This window comes from Streptomyces sp. RP5T (assembly GCF_003933965.1).
In the GTDB taxonomy this organism is placed as follows: Bacteria; Actinomycetota; Actinomycetes; order Streptomycetales; family Streptomycetaceae; genus Streptomyces.
Map to the genome: position 1 here is coordinate 1 of NZ_RSAJ01000430.1, position 7,365 is coordinate 7,365.

General features: G+C 73.8%; 10 protein-coding genes. 2 read left to right on the forward strand and 8 right to left on the reverse strand.

From position 1 onward, the window contains the following. From EHS43_RS32315 to chpG, 8 genes are all read right to left on the reverse strand, one after another. On the reverse strand, positions 1-569 hold a 569-nt coding region (locus EHS43_RS32315; protein ID WP_125194226.1), incomplete at its 3' end, for a tyrosinase family protein. Continuing rightward, on the reverse strand, positions 553-1,044 hold the full coding sequence (locus EHS43_RS32320) for a tyrosinase cofactor (RefSeq protein ID WP_125194227.1): 492 nt from the start codon (positions 1,042-1,044) through the stop codon (positions 553-555). The genes EHS43_RS32315 and EHS43_RS32320, both read right to left, overlap by 17 nt. A 142-nt stretch (positions 1,045-1,186) precedes the next feature. Further along, a complete protein-coding gene (locus tag EHS43_RS32325) occupies positions 1,187-1,702 on the reverse strand; it encodes a hypothetical protein (RefSeq protein ID WP_125194228.1) in 516 nt (171 codons plus the stop codon). 124 nt (positions 1,703-1,826) lie between these two features. Next, a complete protein-coding gene (locus EHS43_RS32330) occupies positions 1,827-2,432 on the reverse strand; it encodes a vitamin K epoxide reductase family protein (RefSeq protein WP_125194229.1) in 606 nt (201 codons plus the stop codon). Positions 2,433-2,436: 4 nt separating this feature from the next. Then, complete coding sequence (locus EHS43_RS32335) at positions 2,437-2,937, reverse strand: DUF5949 family protein (protein WP_125194230.1); 501 nt, start codon at positions 2,935-2,937, stop codon at positions 2,437-2,439. Between the two features lie 187 nt (positions 2,938-3,124). Beyond that, positions 3,125-3,406, reverse strand: a complete 282-nt coding sequence (locus tag EHS43_RS32340) for a hypothetical protein (RefSeq protein WP_125194231.1) — start codon at positions 3,404-3,406, stop codon at positions 3,125-3,127. Positions 3,407-3,491: 85 nt separating this feature from the next. Further along, complete coding sequence (locus tag EHS43_RS32345; protein WP_125194232.1) at positions 3,492-4,202, reverse strand: hypothetical protein; 711 nt, start codon at positions 4,200-4,202, stop codon at positions 3,492-3,494. Positions 4,203-4,359: 157 nt separating this feature from the next. Next, complete coding sequence (gene chpG / locus EHS43_RS32350) at positions 4,360-4,599, reverse strand: chaplin ChpG (RefSeq protein WP_185806510.1); 240 nt, start codon at positions 4,597-4,599, stop codon at positions 4,360-4,362. Positions 4,600-4,854: 255 nt separating this feature from the next. Here chpG and EHS43_RS32355 point away from each other — a divergent pair, with 255 nt between their 5' ends. Further along, the gene (locus EHS43_RS32355; protein WP_125194234.1) at positions 4,855-6,018 is read left to right on the forward strand and encodes a DUF3344 domain-containing protein; all 1,164 of its coding nucleotides are present in this window, start codon (positions 4,855-4,857) and stop codon (positions 6,016-6,018) included. A 16-nt stretch (positions 6,019-6,034) separates the two neighbouring features. Further along, entirely contained in the window at positions 6,035-7,210 is a 1,176-nt protein-coding gene (locus EHS43_RS32360; RefSeq protein ID WP_125194235.1) for a glycosyltransferase, read from the forward strand. Positions 7,211-7,365 lie beyond the last annotated feature (155 nt).

Consider the following 7,365-nt stretch of genomic DNA (forward strand, 5'->3'; position numbering starts at 1 on the left):
CTCCCCCACCCCTCCAGCTTGTTGCGGAAGCCCCTGGTGACCGTCGAGTCCCACGGGGAGACGTCGTAGACGGGGTCGGCGAGCGCCCCCTCCAGTTCGCTCCTGGTCGGCAGCGCGATCGGAGCGGCGGCGCGCCCGAGGTCCCGGGTGAGGAACTCCGTGTCGGTGACGCCCTCCCTCAGCGTCCAGTTGCCGCTCGCGTAGGCGAACGGCCCGGTCATCACCTGGCGGTCCGAGCGCCGCCCGTTGCCGCCGAGGAGGTCCCTGGTCCAGGGCGCGGACGTCGTCGCGCGATCCCGGGTCCAGTCCCAGTACGGCACCGTCACCGACGAGTCCACCCGGCGCAGCGCCCGTTCCAGGTCCAGCAGGAAGCGGCGGTGCCAGGGCAGGAAGGAGGGCGCCATGTGGGCCGTGCGCAGACCGTCCTCGCCGTCGGAGACGTAGTACTGGATGTGGGTGCGGACGAACTCGTCGTACTCGCCGCGCCGTTTCAGCTCCAGCAGCGCGTTGACGAACCGCCGCTTCTCGCCGGCGGTCAGTGTGCTGACGTCCTTACGCGTGTACGCCATGGTGACCCCCCATGTGCGCGTCGCCGCCCATCGGGGCGTCCGTGTCACGCAGCCGCTGTCCCGGCCCCAGTTCGTCGACGGCCGCGCGGGCCGCCTCCAGGGGGGTCGGGTACGAGCAGTAGTGGTCGACCATGCTCAGCCAGCTGCCGTCGGCGCGGCGCATGAGGTGCAGCGGCCGGCCGTCCACGGTGACGTGCCACGGGGCGGACGCGGCGCCGGCGGGATGCCCGGCGGCGATCATCCGCGAGCCGCGGATGCGCCGGCCGCGGTGGATCTCGTCGAACCCGTGGTCCGGCGCCACCGGTTGCCCGGACCGGCGCAGCGGCCGGGAGGCCGCGACGACGGGGGCCAGCGTCATGGCCAGGGCCGTGGCGAGCAGCCCGCGTAGCGCGTCCCGCCGCGCGGTGCGCACCGGCCCGGGTCTCACCGCCCCCGTCCCGGCCCTCGCCGCTGCCCGACCGACGCTGACGACCATCCTGTGCTCCTCGTCCGGTTCCGATGTCCACAGCCAGTAACCGCGCGAGGGGCCCCGTGGTCACTCCTGCGGCCCGGCCGGTACGGGAGACCGACATGTTCCGGCCGCCTCCCCGAGCTCCCGAGGCGTCGTCGGCGTGGTCCTACAGCCCCGGCCCCATGCCCAGGTTCGCGCCGGGCACTGTCTGCAGGACCGGGGCGAGGATGCCGGCCTGCGGGAGCTTCGTGTCCGGCAGCCCGGAGTGCTCGGGGTTCGGCCGTGTCAGCGGGGCGTCCACGCTCAGGCCGGGCGACAGGGTGCGCAGGTCGGACGCGGGGACGCCGACGCCGACGTGGTCGAAGTCCGTGCCGAGGACGTGGGGCACGGGCGCGCGCAGGCCGGCGCCGGGCAGGCCGCCGGTGACCGGCAGCTGCGGGACGGTGCGCGCCGGGAGGAGCCGGCCCTCGACGAACTGCGGTCCGTCCGGCTTGCCGGGGCTCGGCAGCGGGATCTCGCCGCTCAGGCTGGGCAGCTCCATGTGGAGGGTCTTCTCGGCGGCTTCCAGGGGCACCGGGACGGGGACCGTGCCGACCGCGGCGGCGGGTGCGGCGGCGGCACCCACGGCGGCCGCGACGCCCGTGACGACGGCGGCAAGGGTTCCTCGGGTGGTCGACTTCATGGCAGGTGCGGTCCCTTTCAGGGTTCGGAGGCTCAACGTCCGTACCGCGTAACGATCCTGGAGCGGTCACCAGCGCAAGAATCCCCCGGGTGCCGCAGTAGTACGACGAACCGACCGCGGCCGGTCAGCCGGTCCAGAAGTCCCACCAGCGGGTCAGGACCAGCATTCCGACGATCCCGATGTGCAGTGCCGGGGGCACCCAGGCGAACTCGTCGAGGAACGCCCTCACCGGGGCGGGCGCGGGCAGGAACCGGTGGCGTACGGCGTGCGCGACGACGTACCAGAACAGCAGGATGGTGGCGACCCACGCCAGACAGCACCACAGGCACAGTGCGTTGATCCGGTACAGCGACTCGAACTGCAGCCACGACACGAACCCGACGCCGAACAGGCAGCCGGCGCAGAGGAGCAGCCAGTACCAGCGGGGGAAGCGGGCGCCGGCGAGCAGGCTCGTGCCGACGCAGATCACGATGCCGTAGGCGACCAGGCCCAGCATGGGGTTGGGGAACCCGAAGGCCGAGGCCTGGTCGCTCTTCATGACGCTGCCGCAGGACACCACCGGGTTGAGGCTGCAGGCCGGGTTGAAGTCCGGGTCCTCCAGCAGCTTGAACTTGTCGAGCGTGATGACCCAGGAGGCCAGCAGCCCGGCCGCCCCCGTGACCACCAGCAGGAGGGCGAGGGCGCGCCCGGCGCCCGCGGGTTGTGGCGGGCGCCGCTCCGGGGTGGCCACGGTGTCAGGCGCGCAGGCTGCGGGCCGGCAGCACGATGTGCGCGGCGGCGTCCAGGGTCTCGTCGGCGTTGACGAACTCGGCGAGCGCGTCCGGGTCGACGGTCTCGCCCGGCTCGGCCCCGGTCCAGGCCCGGGTGGTGAAGATCAGGTAGGCGAAGCCGCGGGCCTCGACCGCCTCCAGCCACTGCGGGGGCACGGTGCACTGGACGTTGAGCCGCGGCATGGTCAGGACGGCCTGGCCCGCCACGACGAGCAGACCGACCGGGAGGCTGGGGCGGGCGATGCCGTCGACCAGTTCCCGGCCGACCGGCAGGCCGTTGCCCGTCAGCAGCCGCTCGACCGCCGCGGAGGTCACCTCCGGACCGCCCTCGGCGTTGCCGAGGGAGCAGACCAGGAGGTGGGGGATGTCGACGCCGTCGGCGTTCTCCCCGCTCCAGGGCAGGACGACGACGGTGCCCAGGTCGGCGGAGCTGAAGGGCCGGGTTTCGCTTGAGGTTGAGGTCACCGGGGGACCATATCGACGCCCGGCACGGCCGCCGGACGCGTTCTCACCCGTGCGGGCGAGGGGCCGCCGTCCCTCCACACGAACGAGGGACGGGCTCGAACAGCGCGAAGGGCCGATTCCGTGGCCCCGGACGGCCACCACGGAATCGGCCCTTTCCCGGGTGCCCCCGGTGCCGGGAAAAGCGGATTCAGCCGCCGATGGGAAGAACGCCGGCAATTCCGCCGTCGTTGTTCAGGTCCTGGGTCGCGCCCTTCACGCTGTTGAGCACGGAGCCCTTGTTCTCCGTGTCGAGCGCGTCCGACTGGTGCTGCAGCGGCATCACGTCGATGGGACCCCTGGTGAGCGCGTTCACGGCGCCGTTGAGGCTGGTGGGCGTGAGGTCGGCGCTGTTGTAGGCAAACGCGGGCGCTGCGGCGCCGGCGAGGACCAGGGAACCGGCAACGACAGCAGCGGCCTTCAGGGACTTCATCGTGTTCCTTTCTTCGGCAACTCATGTCGCCAGAGGAAATTCTGACGCCGTGCCCAACGAGTTGCGGCCGGAGCGGAAACCCTTCCTATGAGTCCTCATATGAGATCCCGCCCGTCGCCGGGCTCGGCGGGCGCGGCGGACCGGGCAGGCTCGGTGCGGGCAGCTTGCCGGCGAGCAGTGTGGCGGCGACGGTGTTGACGAGGCTCGTCACCGTGCGGTTGACCGCCGGGGTCACCTGGGCGGCGTCACCCGAGGTCACCGCCTTGATCAGCTCGTCGACCGCCTTCTGCAGGGCGGCCAGCGCGTCGCCGATGACGTCGGCGGGGGCCGCCTGGGTGACGTCACCGTGCCTCATGGGCGCGGGGAGCGTGGTGGCGGACGCGGTGGGAGGAGCGGGCGCGGACGGCAGAGCGGGCGTGGCCGGAAGCGTCGACGGGCTCGGTGTCGTCGAGGTGGCCGGTGTCGTCGAGGTGACCGGCGCCGTCGTCGTCGCCTTGGCGATGGCGTCCTTAACGGCGGTGGCGAACTCGGCCGCGTCGGCGGCGGGGAGCCGGCCGTCGTCGGCCTTGAGCACGGCGTTCAGGAGCCCGGTGACCGGGGTGAGCACGCCGCCGAGGTCGCCGAGACGCTTGACCTGGGCGAGGAGCGTGTCCGCGTCGGGCAGGGGCGCCCGGGTCCCCGCGTCGGCGCGCTCCCGGGCCGGGTCGGCAGCGACGGCGGCCGGACCGGCCAGACCGACCAGGAGGGCGGCGCACAGTGCGGTGGACGCGATACGCCGTGCGGGCAGACCACGCATGGGTGTTCCTTTCGATGAGCATCGGATCTGTGCCCACCGTGAGTTCACCCCCCGAGCCCCGCAACCGGTCGATCCTCCGTTCGGGGCAACGCAGACCGGCCGCCCTCCCGCGTGGGAACACGGGAGAACGGCCGGGCTACGGAGTGACGTGCGAACGTCAGTCGTTCACGCACTGGTTGCCGAACGCCGGGTTCAGCAGGGCGATGACGTCGACGGTGTTGCCGCAGAGGTTGACCGGGACGTGGACCGGAACCTGGACGACGTTGCCCGACAGCACGCCCGGGGAGTGGGCGGCGGCGGCCTGCGCGCCACTGTCGGCAGCGGCGATGCCCGCACCACCGGCGACGGCCGCGGCGGCAACGGAGGTCAGGGCCAGGCCCTTCGCGATACGCGACATGGAGAGTTGCTCCTTGGGGGTTGACACAAACACCCGGGCGGCTGCCCGGCGTTGTGTCAACGCGTGGGCCCCGCCCGGGTTGTGCGGCCAAAGGGGTGATCTGCCCGAAGCCGGGGTGCGCGATTCCGACACGGTTGGACGGTTTGACCGCAATAGTCCGGATGGTGGCTAGAGTTGCGGACCTCCCGGCGCCCCCACGGACGACCCGTTCGCACGCAGGGGGCGCCGTACCCTCCCGAAAGGGCGACGCCGGTCATGCGTAAATCCCCGGGTCCACTGCTGCGCCCCGCGATGGCGGCTGCGCTCCTGCTGGCGGCTCTGTGCGCGCCGGTCCGCGCCGAAGCGGCGCCGCCCTCACCACCGTCCGCCGAGGCGGTGGCTCCTTCCCCGCCCGCCGCGGAGGCGCGGCGGCTGCCGTTCACCGAGCGGTACCGCGCGACGCGGCACGGCGGCATCGTCCGGGCGGCCAACACGTCCATCAGCTGCCGCGCCACGGGCCCGCGGGCCGCAGCCGCCTGCCCGGCCGTGCGCGCGGGCGGGAAGGGGACCAACGGCGACTTCGACATGTTCTACGTCGACGTCGACAGCGACCCCCACACCTACAACTCCTCCCGCGCCGAGGTCCGGCTGCCCGAGGGCTCGCGGGTGACGTACGCGCGGCTGTACTGGGGCGGCAATCTGCGGGTGGGTGAGCAGAAGCCACCGAAGGACAACGGGCGGGTGCTGGTCGCCGAGCCCGGCGGCCAGTACAAGGCCCTGCTCGCGGACACCGTGGTGGGCCACCGGGCGGCGCACGGCGCGGATGCCTTCCAGGCCTCGGCGGACGTCACGCGACTGGTCCGGGACAGCGGTTCGGGCCTGTACACGGTGGCGCAGGTCAACGTGGCCATGGGCAGGTCGACGGCCGGGGCGTGGGGCGGCTGGACGCTGGTGGTGGCGTACGAGAACCCGGGGCTGCCGCTGCGGCACCTCGCCGTCCTGGACGGCTTCGACGCCCTGAACTCCCGTACCCCCCAGGAGATCCGGCTGGGCGGGCTGCGGCTGGCGCGGAACGGCACCGGCCGGGCGGGGCTCGTCGCGTACGACGGCGACCGCGGCCGCACGGGTGATTCGTTCACCGTGTCGACCGGCCCCGGTTCGAACACCGTGCTCGCCGGTCCGGGCGGGCCCCGGGACGACGTCCTGAACTCGACGATCTCCGAGGCGGGGGCGCCCGCGCCGGAGCGTGTGCCCTCGTACGCGCACACCCTCGGTTACGACTCGGACGTGTTCGAACTCGGAAACGCTCTGCGGCGCGGCGGTGACCACCTGGCCTTCCGGCTCGTTTCCCAGCGGGACGCGGCATGGGCCGGCGTGCTCTTCGTCGTCGTCGACGCCCGCCAGCAGGCCCGTTCCGGCCCGTCCCGAGCACGTCCGTGAGCGAGGAAACCGCGCAATGCACCAGTCAGCAAACGGCCCCAGGACGCGGGTCCTGCACCTTACGCAGCCCGTGGACGGCGGGGTCGCCCGGGTGGTGACGGACCTGGCGCGGGCCCAGGTCGCCGCCGGTCTGCAGGTCACGGTCGCCTGTCCGGACAGCCCCCTGGCCGCGAACCTGCGGGACCTCGGGGCGGACGTACGGCGGTGGGAGGCGACCCGCTCGCCGGGTCCGGCGCTCGCCGGGGAGGTGCGGCGGCTCGCCCGGGTGATCGAGGAGGTGCGGCCGGATCTGGTGCACGCGCACAGCGCGAAGGCGGGACTGGCCGGACGGATCGCCGTCCGGGGGCGGATCCCGACCGTGTTCCAGCCGCACGCCTGGTCGTTCGAGGCGGTCGGCGGTGTCACCGCGGCTCTCGCGCTCGGCTGGGAACGGCGTGCGGCGCGCTGGTCCGCGCGGACGGTGTGCGTCAGCCGGGCCGAGCGGCGGACGGGCCTGCGGGCCGGGATCGCGGGGCGGTGGAGCGTGATTCCCAACGGGATCGACACCGAACGCTTCCGTCCCGCCGCCGCGGACACCGTACGGGCGCGGCTTCTTCCCGAGGTCGATCCGGCGGCGCCGCTCGTGGTGTGCGTGGGACGGCTGTGCCGGCAGAAGGGGCAGGACGTCCTGCTGCGGGCGTGGGACGCGGTGCTGCGACAGGTGCCGGCGGCCCGTCTGGTGCTGGTCGGGGACGGGCCGGAGCGGGACCGGCTGCGCGACGCGGCCCCCGGCTCGGTGCTCTTCGCGGGGGCCGTCGCCGATGCCGTGCCCTGGTACCAGGCCGCCGATCTGCTCGTCCTGCCGTCGCGCTGGGAGGGCATGGCGCTCGCCCCGCTGGAGGCGATGGCCTGCGGGCGGCCCGTGGTGGTGACGGACGTGGACGGCGCCCGCGAGAGCCTGCCGCCCGCGCTCGCGCCGCGCTGCCTGGTGCCCCCGGAGAACGCGGCGGCGCTGGCCGACGCCGTCGCCGCGCTGCTGCGCGACCCGTCGCTGCGGGAGTCCCTCGGCCACCAGGGGCGCCGTCACGTCCTGTCCACACACGACGTGCGGCACACGTCCGAGGCGGTGGCGGGCCTGTACCGCGACCTGCTCCTCGCCGAGCCCGCCGCGCGCGTCGCGCCCACCGAGTACAGGGAGCCCATCCACTCGTGACCGCGGAAAGCACCGTCCCCTCCCCCGGCGGGCAGACCAGGGACCTCGGACTCACCTCCGTCTCGATCATGCCGCCGCGCGGCTCCGGCGCGGGGTTCCGGTTCCCCGCCAGGCGGCCCCCGGCCCGCCCCGCCTCCCCGGTCCCGCTGCTCACC

Coding starts and splice junctions, on each gene's coding strand:
- EHS43_RS32320 (WP_125194227.1), bottom strand. CDS start 1,044: ATGGTCGTCAGCGTCGGTCGGGCAGCGGCGAGGGCCGGGACGGGGGCG.
- EHS43_RS32325 (WP_125194228.1), bottom strand. CDS start 1,702: ATGAAGTCGACCACCCGAGGAACCCTTGCCGCCGTCGTCACGGGCGTC.
- EHS43_RS32340 (WP_125194231.1), bottom strand. CDS start 3,406: ATGAAGTCCCTGAAGGCCGCTGCTGTCGTTGCCGGTTCCCTGGTCCTC.
- EHS43_RS32345 (WP_125194232.1), bottom strand. CDS start 4,202: ATGCGTGGTCTGCCCGCACGGCGTATCGCGTCCACCGCACTGTGCGCC.
- chpG (WP_185806510.1), bottom strand. CDS start 4,599: ATGTCGCGTATCGCGAAGGGCCTGGCCCTGACCTCCGTTGCCGCCGCG.
- EHS43_RS32355 (WP_125194234.1), top strand. CDS start 4,855: ATGCGTAAATCCCCGGGTCCACTGCTGCGCCCCGCGATGGCGGCTGCG.
- EHS43_RS32360 (WP_125194235.1), top strand. CDS start 6,035: ATGCACCAGTCAGCAAACGGCCCCAGGACGCGGGTCCTGCACCTTACG.